The organism is Novosphingobium pentaromativorans US6-1, from assembly GCF_000767465.1.
GTDB lineage: Bacteria > Pseudomonadota > Alphaproteobacteria > Sphingomonadales > Sphingomonadaceae > Novosphingobium > Novosphingobium pentaromativorans.
Window position 1 is genome coordinate 2,152,856 of the sequence record NZ_CP009291.1, and the last position, 19,107, is coordinate 2,171,962.

Sequence of the window (19,107 nt, forward strand, 5' to 3'; positions counted from 1 at the left end):
GGTGTCCAGGCGTCGAATGGCAAAGCGAATCCTCGTTGTCGAGGACAACGACCTCAATCGGAAGCTCTTTTGCGACGTGCTCAAGAGCCAGGGCTTCGCCGTGGAGCCGGTTGCCGACGGCCTCGATGCGCTCGACCGCGCGCGCGATTTCGTGCCCAACCTCGTCATCATGGACATCCAGTTGCCCAATGTCTCCGGCCTGGACCTGATCGAGGCCGCCAAGAAGGACCCAATCCTGCGCACGATCCCGGTCCTGGCGGTCACTGCCTATGCCGGGAAGGGCGACGAGGAGCGGATTCGCGAGGCAGGCGCCGAAGGCTATCTGGCCAAGCCGGTCTCGATCGGCCCCTTCATGCAGGCGGTGAAGGCCCTTATCTAGGGCGTTTATGATCCGGCCGCCTGCGAGTAAGCTTGACTTTGCCGCGCAGCGCCGCTTTTGCGCCGCATTTCCCGGCCAGAGAGCCGCCGGACCCTATCGGAGTTGAAAAGACCATGGACCGCGAAGAAACCTCGGCCCGGATCGCCGCACTGATCGAACCCTTCAACAAGAAGGGCATCGAGATCACCGACTCGACCCGCTTTACCGACGACCTTGAGTTCGACAGCCTCACCGTCATGGATTTCGTCGCGGCGATCGAAGACGAATTCGACATCATCATCTCGATGAACCAGCAGGCCGAGATCGAGAATTACGGCCAGCTCGTCGACGCCGTGGTCAAGCTCCAGGGCTGACGGAACTCCCAAGGAAACGGCCCATGACCGACATGCTCAGCGACAATGTAACCGAAACCCACGCGGACCTGTTCAGCAAGTTCGACCCGCTGATCCAGATGCGCGAGAACCTGCTCGCCTCCGGCGTCACGGATCCCTTCGGCCTCGTGATGGAGCGCGTGCTTTCACCGACCGTGGCAATGTGCAACGGCCGCGAGACGATCCTGCTCGGCACCTACAACTACATGGGCATGACCTTCGATCCCGACGTGATCGAGGCGGGCAAGCAGGCGCTCGACGATTTCGGTTCGGGCACCACAGGCAGCCGCGTGCTCAACGGCACCTACGCCGGGCACAAGGCCGTCGAGGAAGCGCTTTGCGAATTCTACGGCATGGATCACGCCATGGTCTTCTCGACCGGGTATCAGGCCAACCTCGGCATTATCTCGACCATCGCCGGCAAGGGCGACTACATCGTCCTCGATATCGACAGCCACGCCTCGATCTGGGACGGCTGCAAGATGGGCGACGCCGAAGTCGTGCCCTTCAAGCACAATGACATCGAGGCGATGGAAAAGCGCCTGCGCCGCATTCCCGAAGGCGCCGGCAAGCTCGTCATTCTCGAAGGCGTCTACTCCATGCTGGGCGACATCGCCCCGCTCAAGGAAATGATCGCCGTCGCCAAGAAGTACGGCGCAATGGTGCTGGTCGACGAGGCGCATTCGATGGGCTTCATCGGCCCCAACGGCCGCGGCGTCGCCGAAGACCAGGACTGTCTCGAAGATGTCGATTTCGTGATCGGCACCTTCTCCAAGTCGGTCGGCACGGTCGGCGGGTTCTGCGTCTCGAACCATCCCAAGTTCGAGATCATGCGCCTCGTGTGCCGCCCCTACGTGTTCACCGCAAGCCTTCCGCCGAGCGTGGTCGCCACCGCCTGCACCTCGATCCGCAAGCTGATGAATGCCGGCGACAAGCGGGCGCACCTCTGGGAAAACTCGCGCACGCTGCACAAGGGCCTGCGCGAAGCCGGGTTCGAACTGGGCACGAACGAGCCGCAAAGCGCGATCATCTCGGTTATCATGCCCGACCTCGAGCGAGGCGCGGCGATGTGGGAAGCGCTGCTGCACGAGGGCCTCTACGTGAACCTCGCAAGGCCGCCGGCAACCCCCGCCAACATGACCCTGCTGCGCTGCTCGCTATGCGCCGAACATTCGGCCGAGCAGGTCGAGCAGATCATCGGCATGTTCACGCGCGCCGGCAAGACTGTGGGCATCATCTGACACGACGCGATCGGCAGGCGTCAGCGTGCGCCTGCCGATCATTGCACCTCGCCCGTGCGCTCAGCCCTTGCCGGAATGCAGGGCGACGTAGCCAAGAAACGCCGTCATCCATTTCCCCGCAAAGCCGACCGTGCCTTCGGCGAACTGGCCCTGCGCGGTCAGCAGGTCGTCGCTCCATTGCAGATAGGCCTCCGGCAAGCCCAGGGTGGGCATGTCGAGGACGGCCAGAACATTGCGCAAGTGCTGCTGCGCGGCCGCGGTGCCCAGCTTCCCCGGCGAAGTGCCGATCACGCCCGCCGGCTTGCCTTTCCAGCAGCTATGCCCCGGGGGACGCGATCCATGATCGATCGCGTTCTTGAGAACGCCGGGGATCGAACGGTTATATTCCGGCGTTGCGAAGATCACCCCGTCGGACTCGGTTACAAGCGCCTTCAGGTCCCTGACGGCCTGCGGCTGATCGGCGTCCTGATCCTGATTGTAGAGCGGCAGCGCACCGATATCGGCAAAGGTGAAGCCATGGCCCTGCGCTTCGGGCAGGGCCACCATGGCCTTGGCCAGCCTACGATTGAACGATTCGTCGCGCAAACTGCCGACGATGACGGCTATCTTGAGGGGCATGGCGTTCTCCTGTTCCCGGTTCCGGCAAGAACCCGCATCGGCCCCTGCCGTTCCCTTCACGCCTTGTGCCTCAAGTCGTCAGTGGATGGAAATGATCCCGTCCACGGCCTGCCATTCCTGCGGACCGATCAGGTGATTGTGCGCAATCCGGACCGAATGCAGCGGTCCTTCGATTTCGCGGCTCCAGTAGTCGAGAAAACCGCGAAGTACCGGGAAGCGCGGCGCCACATCGTATTGCTGAAATGCGAAGAGCTGAAGCAGCTTCGGATGGTCCGGCAGGAAATAGTGGATCTCTATGGTCGAAAGCCCGTAGCCTTCGAGCTGCTTCATGAAATCCTGACTTGCTCCATCCATCCGAACAGCCATAGCCCTCCTTCCGGCACTGCCCACATATTGCAGTGCAGCAAGGAGAGAATGCCACAAGTCGCATTCCAGTCAAGTATCTCCGCAACCGCGAAGAATCCCTGACCCGAAGTTTACGATTGCGCGCGCTTCCGCAGGATCACGCCGGTTGCGTCACCGCAACTGCTTCGCACTTCTCGTTGGTCTGCTCCGCGCCGCCGCCGAGGAAGGCAATGGCAAGGAAACCGGCTACCACGAGCACAGCGAAAGCGGCGGTGACCTTGCCCAGATGCTTGTCGATCACCGCCTTGATCGGCGCGCCGAAGAGTCGGAACAGCACGCCGACGATCATGAAGCTGATCGAACGGGAAACGATCGATGCCCCTATGAACACCGCGAGGTTCATGCCGATGAAGCCGGCCGTGATCGTCAGCAGCTTGAAAGGGATCGGCGTCGCCCCCTTCACGACGATGATTTCCGCCCCGTATTCGCGCAAGTAGCAGGCCGCCTTGGGGAAACTTTCCGCCAGGCCCAGCGCGCGCAGCAGCGTTTCGCCGAAGGCCTCGTAGGCAAAATGGCCGATCGCGTAGCCGAGCAGGCCGCCGGCTACCGAAGCAAGGGTGGCGATGATCGCAAAGCGAATCGCCTTCTTCGGTTCGGCCAGGCACATCAGGCCCAGCAAGGGATGCGGCGGCACCGGGAAGAAGCTGGCCTCCACGAAGGCGAAGGCAGCCAGCCACCATTCGGCATGCCGATGCGCGGCCTTGGCCATGGTCCAATCGTAAAGGCGACGCAGCATCGAATTCTCCGGAGGATTCAGTAGGCGCGTGCTTAGAGGCAGGCGGGTTTCCCGACAAGCAATAACCTATTTGGTTATTAATACTTGACATCGTCACGCTCTTTCGGTACACAGCAGGAACATCGCGATAAACCGGGTCGCCCAAGGGCCTCGGTTCGCGAGCATTCCTCTCATCATGGATCGAACATGGCGGACACACTTTCGTCCGGCCGCGTCGCGTGTCCCGTTCCGGCGGAACCCGCGTCGTCGGCCGAGCATGACTGGCGCGCGCGCTTCCTTTCCGAACTGGCGGCAAGTTCGAACGTCGCTGCCTCTGCCCGCAAGGCCGGCATTGCCCCTGCGCTGGCCTACGAAGCCCGGCGCCAAGACCCCGAATTCTGTCGCGCTTGGCACGAGGCGCTTTGCGAGGGCTACGACCACCTCGAGATGAACCTGCTGCATCGGCTGCGCGAAGGGGAAGTGAAGCCCGCGGCCGGTTCCCGGCGCGGCGCGCGCCTCTTCGACAACGCCACTGCCCTGCGCCTGCTCACACTCCACCGCGAAGCAGTCTCCAGGCAGCGAGCACAGCGCGAAAGCCGCGATGCCGGGGCCATCCTCGATGCCATCGACGCCAAGCTGGACCGTATGCGCGCCCGCAGCAGTGCTGCCATCTCGGATGCGGACAGGGCTGCCGATGAGACGCAGTGAACGCCTGGCCTGGCTGCTCTCGCTGCCGCTGCGCGAGAGACGCAGGCGGGTGCGCGAACTCAGCGAGGCCGAACAGGCCGAATTCCTCACCCATTGGCGGCTCTGGGCACGCCCCGGGCAGCTTCCCCCTGCGGGCGACTGGCGGACATGGCTGGTCATGGCCGGCCGCGGTTTCGGCAAGACCCGCGCAGGTGCCGAATGGGTTCGTTCGATTGCAGAGTCTGATCCCGCGGCGCGCATTGCGCTGGTGGGGGCGACCCTGCCCGAAGTACGCGCGGTCATGGTCGAGGGCGAAAGCGGATTGCTCGCAATCTCTCCGCCGTGCCGCGCGCCGGGTTTCGAGCCGTCTTTGCGCCGGCTGATCTGGCCCAGCGGCGCGCAGGCCCTGCTCTATTCGGCCGGCGAACCGGAATCGCTGCGCGGTCCGCAGCACAGCCATGTATTCCGGACAGGCCGGGAAAGAGATCCTCGTCAACGAGGCCTTTGCGCGGATCGATGCCGCTGTGCACTGTACTATTCTAGGGGAAAACCCGGAGCCGCCCGAAAATCCTGCCGAAGGAGACAGCTGGCTGGTCAGCGCCGATTCCCAAGGCGAATGGGCAGGACACGAACACGAGATTGCCTCAATGCAGGGAGGTAATTGGATCTTTCTCCAACCGCGCGACGGCATGCGGATCTTCGATCGGTCCAGCGGGCAGGAACGGCTCTTTTTTGCTTTTTGGAGAAAAGGTTCCATTCTTGAGGAACCAGTTGGAGGCTCGACCGTTGATGTGGAGGCTCGGGCCTCGATCAATGAGATAATCGCGGTCCTGCAAGCCTTGGGTATCTCTCCCTCGGCGTAACCGGAAACGATGAACAGGGGTTCAGCAGGTGATTTTCAACGCTCAATACAGCGTCGTCGCACAGCGCCAACCCCCCGAAAACGCGACATTTCTGCAACAGTCGCCGTCATTGTGCGCTTGCACCCGGTTTGTTGAAGGGTTAGACACTCCACCCACTCGGTGGCTCCAAATCTCTATTAGTAGGGGAAACGTATGAGGAAACTCGTCATTGGACTGGCGCTGGCTTCTACAGCTATCGCCACGCCCGCGTTCGCGCGCGATGACAGCTGGTATCTGGAACTCGACTTCGGCGGCATGATCGTCGAAGACGCGGACTTCGATATTGACGGCGTCAACAACGCTGCATCTCTTGACACGCATACCGGTTATGACGGCGGTGCGGCGATCGGTTACGACTTCGGTGGCTTCCGCCTCGAAACCGAAGCCAGCTATCGTCGTGCAGAAAACGACACCGTGAGCGACATTGACCTGGGTACGTTCAGCGACCGCGGTCACAGCTCGATGCTGTCGTTCATGCTCAACGGCCTGCTCGACTTCGGACCCGATGACGGCATCCAGGGCTTTGTCGGCGGTGGCGTCGGCGTTGGTCGCGTCGACTATCGCTTCGAAGGCGTCGGCAGCGACTCCGACACCGGCTTCGCATGGCAGGCACTCGCAGGCGTTCGCGCTCCGATCACCAAGCATTGGGACGCCGGCCTCAAGTACCGCTTCATGAACGTCGACAACGTCGATGTGGTCCTGGGCGGAAGCGACGCAAGCACCCGCTGGCGTTCGCACTCGCTGATGGCGACCCTGGGCTACAACTTCGGTGGCGAAGAAGCGGCACCGCCGCCCCCGCCGCCGCCGCCGCCGCCCCCGCCTCCGCCGCCGCCCCCGCCGCCCCCGCCGCCGGTGGTCTGCAACAAGGGCCCGTACATCGTGTTCTTCGACTGGGATAAGTCGGACATCACGCCGGAAGCCGCGACCATTCTCGACAGCGCCGTCAGTGCCTATGGCAACTGCGACAACGTGCCGATCATGCTCGCCGGTTACACCGACCGTTCGGGTACCGTGACGTACAACATGGGCCTCTCCGAGCGTCGTAACGCTTCGGTCCGTTCGTACCTCACCAGCCACGGCATCCCCGACGGTGCGATCTCGAGCGAAGCGTTCGGTGAAGCCAACCCGCGCGTTCCCACCGCAGACGGTGTGCGCGAGCTGCAGAACCGCCGCGTCGAGATCACTTACGGTCCGGGCTCGGGCATGTAAGCGAACCGGCAACGGTAAAAAGATCGGGGGGACGGAGCGATCCGTCCCCCTTTTCTTTTGCCCTCGAAATGCCAGAGAATGGCCGATCCCGGACGCGCAAACGCATCCGGGGCGACCTTGCGATCACACCCGCAGGCTTGCCGGCAATGAAGTCAGTCGGCGCTAGGCCGCGTAGTCGGTGGGATCCACAAGGCCAGCCTGCTCAAAACCCGCCTTGCGCAGGCGGCAGCTATCGCACAGGCCACATGCCCGGCCATCGGGCTGCGGATCGTAGCAGGACCAGCTCATCCCCGCATCGAGGCCCAGACGATGCGCCTCGCTCGCGATTTCCGCCTTGCTCATGTACTGAAGCGGTGCGTGAATGGAGAAGGCGTTGCCCTCGGCGCCGACCTTGGTGGCCAGGGTCGCGATATTTTCAAAAGCAGAGATGAACTCGGGCCGGCAATCGGGATAGCCCGAGTAATCGAGCGCGTTCACGCCGATGAAGATGTCCTTTGCCCCGACCGTCTCGGCCCAGGCCAGCGTCAACGACAGGAAGACGAGATTGCGGGCGGGAACATAAGTGACCGGAATGTCCGCTCCGACGCCGCCCTTGGGAACGTCAATGTCATCGGTCAGCGCCGAGCCGCCGAACCGGCGCAGATCGAGCGGCAGGACGACATGGCGCTGCGCACCGAGTTCCTCGGCGATCGTGCGCGCCGCGTCGATCTCGCGCCGGTGGCGTTGGTTATAGTCGATGGTCAGGGCATTGACGGCAAAGCCGGCCTCCTTGGCCAGAGCTGCCGAGACCATGGAATCGAGACCACCGGAAAGCAGGACGACCGCTTGCCGGGACTGGTTGGAAAGATGATCCTGCATGACGCCCGCGCTAAGCCCGCATTGCGGCGTTGACAACCGTCAGCTGCGGCAATTGCCGACGCGCCGTCCTTCCGCCGCATAAACGAAGGGACGACCGTCCACGATACCCTGGCTGTCGATCTGGATCAGGCCATCGGTCTCTCGCCGGATATGTGTGCGGCCATAGCCCTGACCGCGGCACGTATACTGAACCGTTACCTCGTTCGGCGTGTCCTCGACGATGACGGTGCTGCAGTTGAGGCCCTGATGGCGCAGCTGGATCAGCTTGCGACCATTGTCGAGACAGATGTTGCTCTGCCCGGCACCGTCCCTCTGGCGCAGCTCCCAGTCGCCGCTGTCGAGATGATCGAGCATCGACAGGGAGTTCCGCTCCCCGTAGGCCGGCAAGGCCACGGCAAGCGAGGCACCGCCAAACAGCATTGCCAACGCAAATTTGCTCATCTTTCCAGTCGTCACCCTTGAGGCATGACTACAAGAGTCTTCGCCAATTCAGTCATTCAGTGCCAATATCGGCAATCCGGACATGAAAAACAAGGACCCGGCAGCCAAGCCGCTGTTAAACCGGGATTTGCAATACTTTCGAACAGAAAGCACAGTCGACCGGAATCGTCCCGTCGTCATCGCGCATCTCCGCCAGTTCTTTTTCCTCGAAGCGGGAAAGAATCGACTGGTAATGTTCCACCGTACAACGGCAACCGCGTCGAAGATGTCCGAGTTGCTCGACGCGAACTTCGCTTTCCTCATGGAACAGGCGCCAGACTAGCTGCTCGAGATTGAGGACGGGATCGACCAGCTCTTCGGGCCTGGTGCTGCCTGCCATGATCGAAACATGGGCCCAATCGGGATGGTCTTCCTGCGCGTGGAGCCGCTCCTTGCCCTCTTCGCCTTCGGGCAGGTGCTGGACCAGCAGGCCGCCGGCCACGCAGCGCGGGTCGTTGGAGCGGACCGCCACGCGGATCAGCGTGGGCACCTGCTCGGATTGCGCGAAGTAGGATTCGCAGGCCTGAGCTAGCGATTCCCCTTCCAGCGGTACCACGCCCTGGTAACGCTCCTTGGTCACCGCTAGGTCGAACGTGATCGCGAAGTATCCCTTGCCGAAGAGCGCTTCCAGCGAAGTCTCGTCTTCGCCGAGCTTGGCCAGGAGCGCTTCGTCGTGACGGACGTAGCCGCGGATCTCGCCGTCGCGGTAATCACATACCATCAAGTCGACTGGACCGCCCTCCGCCTGCGCCTGCACCGTCAGCTGCGAACCGTTCTCCTTGAGGAGCGAGCCCATGAGAGCCGTCAACACCAGGGCCTCGGCAAGCAGGTGCTTGACCTTCACGGGATAGTCATGCGCCGACAGGACGGTCTCGAGCGCAGGCCCCAGCCGCACGACCCGCCCGCGGGCATGGCGATCGGGAACCGTGAACGCGAGGACCCGGTCGAAGCCGGTTTCCTCGCTCACGATCAGATAGTCCTCGCTCACAGCTTGCCCAGTGCCCACAACAGGACGGACTTCTGCGAATGGAGGCGGTTCTCCGCCTCATCCCAGACGGCAGACTGCGGTCCGTCGATCACTTCGTTGGTCACTTCCTCCTCGCGGTGCGCGGGCAGGCAGTGCAGGAACATCGCACGGGGATCGGCCTGCGCCATGAGCGCCGCATTGACCTGATAGGGCTGCATCGCCGCGACGTGCTTTTCCCCGCCCGGCTGGCCCATCGACACCCAGGTATCGGTTACGACGACTTGCGCCCCCTTGACCGCTTCGGCCGGATCCTGGGTAAGGATCACCTCGGCCCCGGCAGCGCGCGCCTGCTCGATGAAGCCGGCGTTCGGCTCATAGCCGGCAGGCCCGCCGATACGCACGGTGAACTTCATCTGCCCCGCCGCCTCGATCAGCGAATTGGCGACATTGTTGCCGTCCCCGAGCCACGCGACCTGAAGACCGGGCAGCGCGAACCCGCGTTCGACGACGGTCAGCAGGTCCGCGACGATCTGGCACGGGTGCGACAGGTCGGTCAGGCCGTTGATCACCGGAACTTCGGCATAATGCGCCAGCTCCTCGATCTTGGCGTGATCATCGGTACGGATCATGATCGCGTCGACCATGCGGCTGAGCACGCGTGCGGTGTCGGCCACGGTCTCGCCGCGGCCGAGTTGCGTGCTTCCCGCCTCCATGATGAGCGCGCTGCCTCCCAGCTGGCGCATCGCCATGTCGAAGGATACGCGGGTGCGGGTCGAATTCTTCTCGAAGATCATCGCCAGAACGTGGCCCGCCAGGGGCGCGTCCGCATCGGGACGAGCCTTGGGCCAATCCTTGCGCGCCGCCTTGCGATCGATCGCATCGTTCAGCATCGCGGCGATCGTGTCACCGCCTGCGTCAGACAGGCTGAGGAAATGCCGGGTCATCAGGATACCTCTTCGGGCTTGTAGCTGGCCGCTGCGGCTGACAGCTTTTCCATGAATTCGTCGATGTGGCTGTCATCGATCACGAGCGGCGGCAACACGCGTACCACGTTGTCGCCGGCCGAAACCGCGAGAACCTGGTGATTGTCGCGCATGTGCGCCACGAAGGGACGTGGCTCGACCTTCATCTTCAGCCCGATGAACAGGCCGCGACCACGGACCAGTTCGAAGAGATCCGGGTAGTTGCCGATGAACTGTTCGAGACGCGCCTTCAGCCGCTCACCCGTCGCGCGTACGCCTTCAAGGAACTCATCGTCGGCGATCACGTCGAGCACTGCGCCGATCGCGGCCATTGCGAAAGGGTTGCCGCCGTAGGTCGAACCGTGTGTTCCTGCGACCATGCCGCGGGCAGCCTTTTCGGTGGCAAGGCAGGCGCCAACCGGGAAGCCGCCGCCGATGCCCTTGGCCGTCGCCATGATGTCCGGCTCGATACCGTACTGTTCGTAGGCATAGAGCGTGCCCGAACGACCCACACCGCTCTGCACTTCGTCGAGTACGAGCATCAGGTCATGTTCGTCGCAAAGCTGACGCAGGCCATGCAGGAAAGCCTCGTCGGCGATGCGGATGCCGCCTTCGCCCTGTATCGGCTCTACCAGGAACCCGGCAGTGTTGGGCCCGATCGCCGCCCTGGCGGCTTCGAGATCGTTGAAATCGACGTACTTGAAGCCGGGCAGCAGGGGCAGGAAGCCCTTGTGCATCTTTTCCTGGCTGGACGCGCTGATCGTCGCCATCGTGCGGCCGTGGAAGGCATTGTTGAAGGTGATGAGTTCATATTTCTCATCGTTGCCGACCGACTGGTGATAGGCACGCGCCGTCTTGATCGCGCATTCGACCGCCTCGGCGCCCGAATTGGTAAAGAACACCGTATCGGCGAAGGTCAGGTCCACCAGCCGCTGGGCGATGGCTTCGCCCTGCGGGCTGCCATAGAGGTTCGAGACATGCATCAGGGTCTCGGCCTGCTTCTGCAGCGCGCCGATCAACCCCTTGTGCGAGTGGCCCAGCGCATTGACCGCAATGCCACTGGCGAAATCGAGGAAGCGGCGGCCGTCTTCGCTGATCAGATGGCAGTGCTCGCCGCGAACGGGCCGAACTCCGCACCGGGGGTATACGGGCATCAGCGGGGTGATCGACATGTCGGTAATCCTCGAAACGAATCAATGAGACGAAATGGTAAATCGCAAACGACAAATGGCGGCCCTATCCGGACCGCCATCTGCGCGCTTTTATGCTGTTGCAATGCCCCGGTCAAACGACCGGGATCAAAGCAGGCTGATCAACCCTGAAGCGGCGACAGGTTGACCGCCGAGTACTTGCCTCGTCGATCGACCTCGATGTCGAATTCCACGCGATCGCCTTCGTTCAGGGCGCTGAGGCCGGAACGCTCGACTGCGCTGATGTGAACGAAGGCATCGGGCTGCCCATCGTCACGGGTGATGAAGCCAAAGCCCTTCATCGAATTGAAGAACTTCACCGTGCCGGTGGCCTTTTCGCCGGTCAGCTGGCGCTGCGGTGCAGCCTCGCGCTTCTGCACGGGGATCACGTCGCCGACGACCACGAGGTCGGTCGCCGAAACCTTGCCGCCGCGATCGACGAGCTGGAATTCAAGCTGCTGACCCTCGGCCAGGCCTTCGAGACCGGCACGCTCGACCGAGCTGATGTGCACGAACACATCGTCACCGCCTTCATCGCGCTGGATGAAGCCGAAGCCCTTTGCCGAATTGAAAAACTTTACGACGCCACGGCCCTGACCGACGACCTGGGCCGGCATACCGCCGCCACGCGGACCGCCGCCGCCACCGCCGCCGAAGCCGCGACCACCACCGCCGCCGCCGCCGAAGCCGCCGCCGCGCGGGCCACCGCCACCGCGGTCGTCACCACCGCCGCCGAAGCGATCACCGCCTCCGCCAAAACGGTCGCCACCGCCGAAGCGATCGCCGCCTCCAAATCGATCCTGCCCGGCGAAGAACGGATCGAAATCGTCCTCTCCAAACCGATCCCGCTTATCGCGTCCCCTTCCGCGACGACCTCTATCAAAACCCATCTTTACGAACGTACCTTCGATGCGCCCCACAAGCATTCACTCGGTCGCGTGGACGATCCGCGCCGAACGTCAGAAAATTTGCCACGCAAAGGCATGGATCTTTTCTGCGGTCATGGTTCATACACTAGTCTCAAGCCCATGGCGAACACAATTACGTGCCTTTTTCGTTGAACCGCACGGGATTGGACCATGCGGTTCGTAGATTTGGCTTGCAGGTTGCTTAAAGAGCGCCTCTTGATCGCGCCGCCCTGAAGGTGCCATGCGTCTTCGCAAAGGCCGCCAATTCGGAGAACCACGATCATGTTCCGCCAGATTACCGACACCGTTTTCGCCAGCCCGCAGATCGGCCAGGACGCCATTGCGGCCGCGAAAGACATGGGAATCGTGCGGATTATCAACAATCGTCCCGAAGGTGAAAGCGACGATCAGACCTCGGGAGCGGAAATCGAAGCGGCTGCGAAAGCCGCCGGAATGGACTATGTCGCAATCCCGGTAACGCACGCGGGTTTCAGCGAAGCCCAGGTCGACGCGATGTACGATGCGCTGGAAAATGCTGGCGGCCCGGTGCTGGCCTATTGCCGTTCGGGGACCCGTTCGACCCTGCTCTGGGCCCTCGCGCGGGCAAAGGCAGGCGACAATCCGACCGTGATCGCCTCCAAGGCGGCCGCCGCAGGCTATGACGTATCCCCGATTCGCCAGCTGATTGAAATGCTCGCTGCGCGGAGCTGAACCGGCCGACCGGGCGCGCGATCAGAGCGCCAGTTCGCCCTGCTCTCCAGTCCGGATGCGCCGGGCATCGGCAAGCTCGTAAACGAAGATCTTGCCGTCGCCGATCTCGTCATTGCACGCGGTGCGGCGAATGACTTCCACGATCGATTCGGCAAGGCCGTCCGGAACCGCGATCTCGAGCTTGATCTTGGGCAGCATGGCCGAGGTATATTCCGCGCCGCGGTAAACCTCGGTCTGCCCTCTCTGGCGTCCGAAACCGCTGACCTCGGAAACCGTCATGCCGGAAATCCCGGCCGATCCGAGTGCGTCCTTCACTTCCGTGAACTTGAAGGGTTTGATGATAGCCGTGATGTATTTCATCGCGCACCCCGCCCGCTAGCGCGTTTGTTCCGGCCCGTGCCGAAACCGCGATGCAGCATCCCACATTGCAGCCGCGAAACATAGGAAAATGGCGAGAGCATGAAAAATGGGCCGGAGCGGCTGGCTCCGGCCCTTACAGTTTGTGTTCGCAGGAGGAACACCGTTAGGCGGCGACGGATGGGAGGAGAGGAGGAAGTACCCGCCGCCGCCAAACTCTAGGAACTTAGTTGTAGGCGCGCTCGCCGTGCTCGCCGATGTCGAGGCCTTCCTGCTCGACTTCGGGAGTGACGCGCAGGCCGGTGATCAGCTTGGCGATGAAGATCGCGATGACGGTGCCGACGGCGGCCCATGCGATCGAGACGAGAACCGCCTGGATCTGGATCCACACCTGGGCGCCCATCGCGGTCGAACCGTCGCCCGGTCCGCCAAGGCCCGGCTGATAGACAAAGCCGGTGCCGATGGCGCCGACGATGCCGCCGATGCCGTGGACGCCGAAAGCGTCGAGCGAGTCATCGTAGCCGAGGGCCGGCTTCACCTTCGAAACCATGATGAAGCAGATGATCGAAGCGATGGCGCCAAGCACGATCGCGCCGAACGGGCCCGAGTTGCCAGCTGCCGGGGTGACGGCGACGAGGCCGGCGACGATGCCCGAGCAGAAGCCCAGTGCCGAACCCTTGTGGCCCGAGAAACGCTCGGCAAGCATCCAGAACAGGCCGGCCGAAGCGGTGGCGACGAAAGTGTTGATCATGGCGAGGCCGGCGGTGCCGTCAGCCTCGAGTTCGGAACCGGCGTTGAAGCCGAACCAACCCACCCACAGCAGGCCGGTGCCGACCATGGTCAGCGTCATGGAGTGCGGCGGCATCGGTTCGCTCGGGTAGCCCTTGCGCTTGCCGAGGATCAGCGCGGCAACGAGAGCCGAGACACCGGCGTTGATGTGAACGACCGTACCACCGGCGAAGTCGAGAGCGCCCATCTCGAAGAGAAGGCCGCCGCCCGCCCACACCATGTGCGCGATCGGGAAATAGACGATGGTGAGCCACACAGCGGTGAAAGCCATCACTGCCGAGAACTTCATGCGCTCGACCGTCGCGCCCAGGACGAGGGCGGCGGTGATCGCGGCGAAGGTCATCTGGAAGCAGATGAAGACGTATTCGCTGATGACTTCGTCAGAGAACGTGGCGGCCGTGCTGTCCGGCGTGGTGTTCGCCAGGAACGCGTTGCCCCAGCTGAAGAAGGCGTTGCCTTCGGGGCCGAAAGCGGTCGAGTAACCATAGACCACCCAGATGATCATGGCGAGCGCAGCCGCCGCGCCGATCTGGGTCATGGTCGAAAGCATGTTCTTCGAGCGGGTCAGGCCGCCGTAGAACAGGGCAAGGCCGGGCAGGATCATGAGCAGGACCAGGACGGTCGAGGTCATCATCCAGGCATTGTTACCGGGGTTGGGCACCGGAGCGGCCGCAGCGGCGGCTTCCTGGGCCCAGGCGGGCATGGCGGCGAACATGGACGCACCGAGTACGCCAGCGCCGCAAATCATCTTGCGGATCATCGTGGATTCCCTCCTGTCGGAAGCGCCTGTCAAAGCGCGGTGTCGCCGGATTCGCCGGTGCGGATACGCACAGCCGCAGCAAGGTCGAGGACAAAGATCTTGCCGTCGCCGATTGCTTCGGTGCTTGCTACCTGCTGGATCGTTTCCACGATCTTGGCGGCCAGATCGTCGGTCGCGGCGACCTCGATCTTCACCTTCGGCAGCATGTTGGTCGAATACTCGGCCCCACGATAGATTTCCGTCTGGCCCTTCTGGCGCCCGAATCCCTTCACCTCGGACACGGTCATGCCTGCGACACCGATCGCACCCAGCGCTTCTCGAACTTCGTCGAGCTTGAAGGGCTTGATGATGGCTATGATGAACTTCATGCCTATCCCCTGTTTGTCACCGGCCCAGCGCCGGCTGCAGACTGGATAAGCAAGCAGCGTGCCAATTTACGGAATGGCAAGATTCAAGGCGGACTCGAACGCGTCTGCCTCAACTCAGGCACAGGTCAACGCCTGATTCCTGAGCAGTTGCCTATTTTTTAGGCAACACCAGCGAGGCATGGACGGGCAGGTGGTCCGATCCGACCGCCGATAGCGGACTATGGTGGACCTTCGCTTCGAGCACTTCCCATTGACGCGACACGATAATGCGATCCAGCCGGGCAATCGGCCTGCGCGCAGGGAAACTCTGCCCTGGCGCAAGGATCTGCCAACTGGCGTCGAATTCACGAAAACAGCCACCGTGGACGGCCCATTCGTTGAGATCGCCCATCAGCACCGTGGGGCAATCGTGATCGCACTCGGCAACATGGGTAAGGACGCTGCGGATCTGGTGGCGTCGGCGAAGGCCCGACAGGTCGAGGTGCATGCCCACCACACGGAAACGATGGCCTTCCACCATGAGATCGGCCCGCACCGCCCCGCGCGGCTCCAGGACCGGCAAGGGTACGGGCGCCGCTTCGACAATGTCTATGCCCTTGCGCACGAGGATCGCGTTCCCGTGCCAGCCCAGACTGTCGGGTTTCATCGACATCGGGACCGGACGGTAATCCGTCGCATCGTGGATCGCGTCGAGGGGCAGCGCCGTCATCCGCCTGCCGAAGCGACGGTCGACCTCCTGCAGGGCCACGATATCGGCATCGACTTCGCGCAGGATGCGCAGGATGCGCTCATGGTCGCGTCGGCGATCGAGACCGACCGCCTTGTGGATGTTGTAGCTGGCGAACCTGATCTTCACGCGCGAAACCGCTCCTGCCGCCCCCGACCGGGCCGCCCTTGCAGCAGAGTATCTCCGACGATCCGGAGCTGCCAAGGTCTGTACAGGATCAATCCGCGAGAGAGGGGGAGAGTTCCCTGCTCAGCGGCCGGATCAACGCTCCTTGGTGGCGCTGAAGGTCAGATCGGGATTGCGTTCCTGCTGGTAGCTGACGTCCCAGGCGGACTTGGCCATGAACACCGGATCGCCGTCGCGGTCCTTGGCGAGGTTCATCTTGTTGAAATCCGCAAAGTCCCGGAGCGCCTTGTCGTCGCCCTTGATCCAGCGCGCCGTGTCGAAGGGCGATGCCTCGAGCACCGCCTCGACCTTGTACTCGGCCTCCAGCCGCGAGATCAGCACGTCGAGCTGGAGCTGGCCGACGACGCCGACGATCCACTGCGAGCCGATCTCCGGATAGAAGACCTGGATCACGCCCTCTTCGGACAGGTCGTCGAGCGCCTTGCGCAGCTGCTTGGTCTTGGTCGGATCCCTGAGCGCGACGCGCCGCAGGATTTCCGGCGCGAAGTTGGGCAGGCCGGTGAAGCGGATCTGGTTCTTCTCGGACAGGGTATCGCCGACGCGCAAGGTGCCGTGGTTGGGGATTCCGATGATATCGCCAGGCTCGGCGCTGTCCGCGATCTCACGGTCCTGCGCGAAGAAGAGGATCGGCGAGTGCACCGCGATCGGCTTGCCCAGCCCCGACGGCGTCAGCTTCATCCCGCGCTTGAAGGTGCCCGAGACCAGCCGCATGAAGGCGATGCGGTCGCGGTGCATCGGGTCCATGTTGGCCTGGACCTTGAAGATGAAGCCAGTGACTTCCTTGTGCTCGGGATCGACCGGCCCTGCCTCGGTCGGCTGCGGGCGCGGCGGCGGCGCGAAGTTGGCGATCGCCTCGATCAGTTCGACCACGCCGAAGTTCTTGAGCGCGGAACCGAAGAACACCGGAGTCAGGTCGCCCCCGCGATAGGCCTCGATGTCGAATTCGGGATAGCCGGCCTGGGCCAGCTCGATTTCCTCCGCGACTTCCTCGGGCAGTTCGACGTTTTCGTCGACCTTGCCGAGGAATTCCTTGCTGCCGCCTTCCGGACGGCTGACCTTGCCGCTCTTGAGATCGAGAATGCCCTGGAAGAGGCCACCCATGCCGACCGGCCACGACATCGGGCAGACATCGAGCGCAAGCATGTCGGCCACTTCGTCGAGCAGGTCGAAACAGGCCCGGCCTTCGCGGTCGACCTTGTTGACGAAAGTGATGATCGGCACCGACCGCAGACGACAGACCTCGAACAGCTTGCGGGTCTGCGGCTCGATGCCCTTGGCCGCGTCGATGACCATGATCGCCGAATCGACCGCGGTTAGCGTGCGGTAGGTGTCCTCGGAGAAGTCTTCGTGGCCCGGCGTGTCGAGCAGGTTGAATGTGATCGTGTTGCCATCGGCATCGGTACGCTCGAAAGTCATGACCGAGCTGGTCACCGAGATGCCGCGCTGCTGTTCGATCTTCATCCAGTCCGAGCGCGCGCGGCGCGCCTGGCCGCGCGCCTTGACCTGTCCGGCAAGGTGAATCGCCCCGCCCTGAAGCAGGAGCTTCTCGGTCAGGGTCGTCTTGCCCGCGTCAGGATGCGAGATAATGGCGAAGGTGCGGCGCGATGCAGTCATGGGCGCGCCTTTAGTGGGGCGCGCGCCTTACCGCAACTTTCGCGCGCCTATCCTTCGCGGGCAACCTGGAAACCGGCGAAGGACTGGTTGACCGGCATGAGCTCAAGAGCATTGATATTGACGTGCGGCGGCTGGCTGGCGACCCACAGCACGACATCGGCGATATCCGCCCCCGTCAACGGGTTCACCCCGGCATAGAGGCGGTCCGAGGCCTCCTTGTCGCCGCCGGTGCGGATGACGGTAAACTCGGTCTCGACCATGCCCGGCTCGATCGAGGTCACGCGCACGCCGGTGCCCGACAGGTCCGAGCGCAGGCCCAGCGAGAACTGGCGCACGAAGGCCTTGGTTCCGCCATAGACGTTGCCGCCGGTGTAGGGGTAGGTCGCCGCAACCGAGGAAAGGTTCACGATCACCGCCTTGCGTTCGATCAGCGCCGGCAAGAGCTTGTGGGTGAGCGAGACCAGCGACGTCACGTTGGTCTCGATCATCGTCTTCCATTCGGCGAGATCGGACTTTTGCGCCGGCTGGGTGCCGAGCGCGAGCCCGGCATTGTTCACGAGGCAGTCGATCTGCGCAAAATCTTCGGGAAGCGCGGCCAATGCAGCGTCGCGGGCTGCTTCATCGCGCACGTCGAATACGCAAGGGTGGACCTTGTCCGCCCCCAGCTCGCTTGCCAGAGCCTCGAGCCGCTCCGCCCGGCGGCCGGTAGCCACCACGCGCCAACCCGCTTTCACGAAAGCGCGGGCACAGGCTTCGCCGATACCGGCCGTGGCACCGGTGACGAGAACGGTCTTCATATTGATCTCCTTCAATCGGCCGTCAGGACGGTCACATCCATGCGGAACGAACGGCTGGCGCCGGGTTCGAGTTCGACGATCCCCGGCTTGCTGCGGAACTCTCCAGCGAATCCCACCGGATCGGCATGGCCCTGCCAGGGCTCGATGCACAAGTAGCGTGCGCCGGGTTTCTGCCAGATGCCCAGCATCGGCGTATCGGGAAAGGCGATGGCAAGCTGCGAGCCGCCGGGCGTCCCGAAAGTCAGCGAACGGCTCGTCGGCGCGTCCCAGATCATCGCATCCGGCTCGAACAGCGCGGCATCGAGTTCCAGATGATGCCCCTCGACCGGGGATTCGAAGACTTCGGAAAGCAGCAGGCCGCTTGGCGGATCGATTCGCCGGATCGGCTGCGGCTCGGGCTCGGCGAAGGCAATGACGTGATCGGCCTTTTCCGACCCGCCGGGCAGCGGCCAGGCAAAGGCGGGATGATAGCCGAAGCTGAAAGGCAACTGCGCTTCGCCGGTGTTGCGGACCGTCGCCGTCATGTGCAGCGTCATGCCCTCCAGGCGGAACTCCACCTCCAGCGCGAAGGCGAAGGGATAGACCGCGCGCGTCGCCTCACTGTCCGTCAGCCGAAAGCAGGCGCGGCTCTCTTCTGCTGCGATTGTTTCGAACAGGGAATTGCGGGCAAAGCCGTGCTTGGGCAGTGCGTATTCCAGCCCCTCGAGCAGGTACCTGTCACCATTGAGCGCGCCGACGATGGGGAACAGCAGCGGAGCATGGCCGCCCCAGAACGCCGGATCGGCATCGGTCATGAACTCGCGCCCGAGGGCATCGGTCAGCGACCACAACTCGGCCCCGAAAGGGTTGATCCGGGCAGTCAGATCGCCGGAACCGATAGTCAGCAATTCCACTTCCGGCACCGGC

Annotated in this window: 23 protein-coding genes and 1 pseudogene; 8 read left to right on the forward strand and 16 right to left on the reverse strand. The window is 63.2% G+C overall.

Translation table 11 applies throughout. The features are described 5' to 3' along the window. The first annotated feature begins 16 nt into the window (after positions 1 to 16). The 3 genes from JI59_RS09940 to spt all read left to right on the forward strand — a co-directional run bounded on the left by JI59_RS09940 (position 17) and on the right by spt (position 1,991). Entirely contained in the window at positions 17 to 379 is a 363-nt protein-coding gene (locus JI59_RS09940; RefSeq protein WP_007012869.1) for a response regulator, read from the forward strand. A gap of 113 nt (positions 380 to 492) precedes the next feature. Then, positions 493 to 732: an acyl carrier protein gene (locus JI59_RS09945; protein ID WP_007012868.1), complete on the forward strand. Its 240-nt coding sequence runs from the start codon at positions 493 to 495 to the stop codon at positions 730 to 732. 23 nt (positions 733 to 755) lie between these two features. Then, positions 756 to 1,991, forward strand: a complete 1,236-nt coding sequence (gene spt / locus JI59_RS09950; protein ID WP_007012867.1) for a serine palmitoyltransferase — start codon at positions 756 to 758, stop codon at positions 1,989 to 1,991. A gap of 60 nt (positions 1,992 to 2,051) precedes the next feature. On the opposite strand, the gene JI59_RS09955 is transcribed toward spt, so the two are convergent. The 3 genes from JI59_RS09955 to JI59_RS09965 form a co-directional block, all read right to left on the reverse strand. After that, entirely contained in the window at positions 2,052 to 2,609 is a 558-nt protein-coding gene (locus JI59_RS09955) for an NADPH-dependent FMN reductase (RefSeq protein WP_038577433.1), read from the reverse strand. A 78-nt stretch (positions 2,610 to 2,687) separates the two neighbouring features. Continuing rightward, complete coding sequence (locus tag JI59_RS09960) at positions 2,688 to 2,963, reverse strand: usg protein (RefSeq protein WP_007012865.1); 276 nt, start codon at positions 2,961 to 2,963, stop codon at positions 2,688 to 2,690. 148 nt (positions 2,964 to 3,111) lie between these two features. Next, entirely contained in the window at positions 3,112 to 3,750 is a 639-nt protein-coding gene (locus JI59_RS09965) for a YqaA family protein (protein ID WP_007012864.1), read from the reverse strand. Positions 3,751 to 3,936: 186 nt separating this feature from the next. Between JI59_RS09965 and JI59_RS09970 the strand changes: the two genes are divergently transcribed. From JI59_RS09970 to JI59_RS09980, 4 genes and pseudogenes are all read left to right on the forward strand, one after another. After that, on the forward strand, positions 3,937 to 4,437 hold the full coding sequence (locus tag JI59_RS09970; protein ID WP_007012863.1) for a hypothetical protein: 501 nt from the start codon (positions 3,937 to 3,939) through the stop codon (positions 4,435 to 4,437). Then, positions 4,424 to 4,882: pseudogene (locus tag JI59_RS26180) on the forward strand (terminase large subunit domain-containing protein); the annotation flags it as partial. The gene JI59_RS09970 and the pseudogene JI59_RS26180, both read left to right, overlap by 14 nt. Then, on the forward strand, positions 4,875 to 5,279 hold the full coding sequence (locus JI59_RS27630; RefSeq protein WP_052117876.1) for a DUF2793 domain-containing protein: 405 nt from the start codon (positions 4,875 to 4,877) through the stop codon (positions 5,277 to 5,279). The pseudogene JI59_RS26180 and the gene JI59_RS27630, both read left to right, overlap by 8 nt. Positions 5,280 to 5,471: 192 nt before the next feature. Continuing rightward, complete coding sequence (locus JI59_RS09980) at positions 5,472 to 6,527, forward strand: OmpA family protein (RefSeq protein ID WP_038575953.1); 1,056 nt, start codon at positions 5,472 to 5,474, stop codon at positions 6,525 to 6,527. A 162-nt stretch (positions 6,528 to 6,689) separates the two neighbouring features. Here JI59_RS09980 and queC read toward each other — a convergent pair whose 3' ends face one another. The 6 genes from queC to JI59_RS27990 all read right to left on the reverse strand — a co-directional run bounded on the left by queC (position 6,690) and on the right by JI59_RS27990 (position 11,874). Next, positions 6,690 to 7,385, reverse strand: a complete 696-nt coding sequence (gene queC / locus JI59_RS09985) for a 7-cyano-7-deazaguanine synthase QueC (RefSeq protein ID WP_007012859.1) — start codon at positions 7,383 to 7,385, stop codon at positions 6,690 to 6,692. Between the two features lie 39 nt (positions 7,386 to 7,424). Beyond that, on the reverse strand, positions 7,425 to 7,826 hold the full coding sequence (locus JI59_RS09990) for a DUF3617 domain-containing protein (RefSeq protein ID WP_038575955.1): 402 nt from the start codon (positions 7,824 to 7,826) through the stop codon (positions 7,425 to 7,427). Positions 7,827 to 7,941: 115 nt separating this feature from the next. Then, the gene (gene hslO / locus JI59_RS09995) at positions 7,942 to 8,853 is read right to left on the reverse strand and encodes an Hsp33 family molecular chaperone HslO (RefSeq protein ID WP_007012857.1); all 912 of its coding nucleotides are present in this window, start codon (positions 8,851 to 8,853) and stop codon (positions 7,942 to 7,944) included. Further along, positions 8,850 to 9,776, reverse strand: a complete 927-nt coding sequence (argF, locus tag JI59_RS10000; protein WP_007012856.1) for an ornithine carbamoyltransferase — start codon at positions 9,774 to 9,776, stop codon at positions 8,850 to 8,852. Before argF ends, hslO begins: the two co-directional genes overlap by 4 nt. After that, complete coding sequence (locus JI59_RS10005; RefSeq protein WP_007012855.1) at positions 9,776 to 10,966, reverse strand: aspartate aminotransferase family protein; 1,191 nt, start codon at positions 10,964 to 10,966, stop codon at positions 9,776 to 9,778. The genes argF and JI59_RS10005 overlap by 1 nt, the downstream gene beginning before the upstream one ends. 140 nt (positions 10,967 to 11,106) lie before the next feature. Next, positions 11,107 to 11,874 (reverse strand): cold-shock protein, encoded by a 768-nt coding sequence (locus JI59_RS27990; protein WP_038577437.1) that lies wholly within the window; start codon positions 11,872 to 11,874, stop codon positions 11,107 to 11,109. A 300-nt stretch (positions 11,875 to 12,174) separates the two neighbouring features. On the opposite strand from JI59_RS27990, the gene JI59_RS10015 reads away from it, so the two are divergent. Continuing rightward, positions 12,175 to 12,603 (forward strand): protein tyrosine phosphatase family protein, encoded by a 429-nt coding sequence (locus JI59_RS10015; protein WP_007012851.1) that lies wholly within the window; start codon positions 12,175 to 12,177, stop codon positions 12,601 to 12,603. 21 nt (positions 12,604 to 12,624) lie between these two features. On the opposite strand, the gene JI59_RS10020 is transcribed toward JI59_RS10015, so the two are convergent. The 7 genes from JI59_RS10020 to JI59_RS10050 form a co-directional block, all read right to left on the reverse strand. Then, a complete protein-coding gene (locus JI59_RS10020; RefSeq protein ID WP_007012850.1) occupies positions 12,625 to 12,963 on the reverse strand; it encodes a P-II family nitrogen regulator in 339 nt (112 codons plus the stop codon). A gap of 223 nt (positions 12,964 to 13,186) precedes the next feature. Next, positions 13,187 to 14,509, reverse strand: coding sequence for an ammonium transporter (locus tag JI59_RS10025; protein WP_007012849.1), 1,323 nt, complete (start codon positions 14,507 to 14,509; stop codon positions 13,187 to 13,189). A gap of 29 nt (positions 14,510 to 14,538) precedes the next feature. Beyond that, positions 14,539 to 14,877, reverse strand: a complete 339-nt coding sequence (locus tag JI59_RS10030) for a P-II family nitrogen regulator (protein ID WP_007012848.1) — start codon at positions 14,875 to 14,877, stop codon at positions 14,539 to 14,541. Positions 14,878 to 15,028: 151 nt separating this feature from the next. After that, on the reverse strand, positions 15,029 to 15,733 hold the full coding sequence (locus tag JI59_RS10035) for an endonuclease/exonuclease/phosphatase family protein (protein WP_007012847.1): 705 nt from the start codon (positions 15,731 to 15,733) through the stop codon (positions 15,029 to 15,031). Between the two features lie 132 nt (positions 15,734 to 15,865). Continuing rightward, on the reverse strand, positions 15,866 to 17,404 hold the full coding sequence (locus JI59_RS10040; RefSeq protein ID WP_007012846.1) for a peptide chain release factor 3: 1,539 nt from the start codon (positions 17,402 to 17,404) through the stop codon (positions 15,866 to 15,868). Positions 17,405 to 17,451: 47 nt separating this feature from the next. After that, positions 17,452 to 18,201: an SDR family NAD(P)-dependent oxidoreductase gene (locus JI59_RS10045; RefSeq protein WP_038575958.1), complete on the reverse strand. Its 750-nt coding sequence runs from the start codon at positions 18,199 to 18,201 to the stop codon at positions 17,452 to 17,454. 11 nt (positions 18,202 to 18,212) lie between these two features. After that, positions 18,213 to 19,103 carry an aldose 1-epimerase family protein gene (locus JI59_RS10050; protein ID WP_007012844.1) on the reverse strand — a complete coding sequence of 297 codons (891 nt, stop codon included), beginning with the start codon at positions 19,101 to 19,103 and terminating at the stop codon, positions 18,213 to 18,215. Positions 19,104 to 19,107: the final 4 nt, after the last annotated feature.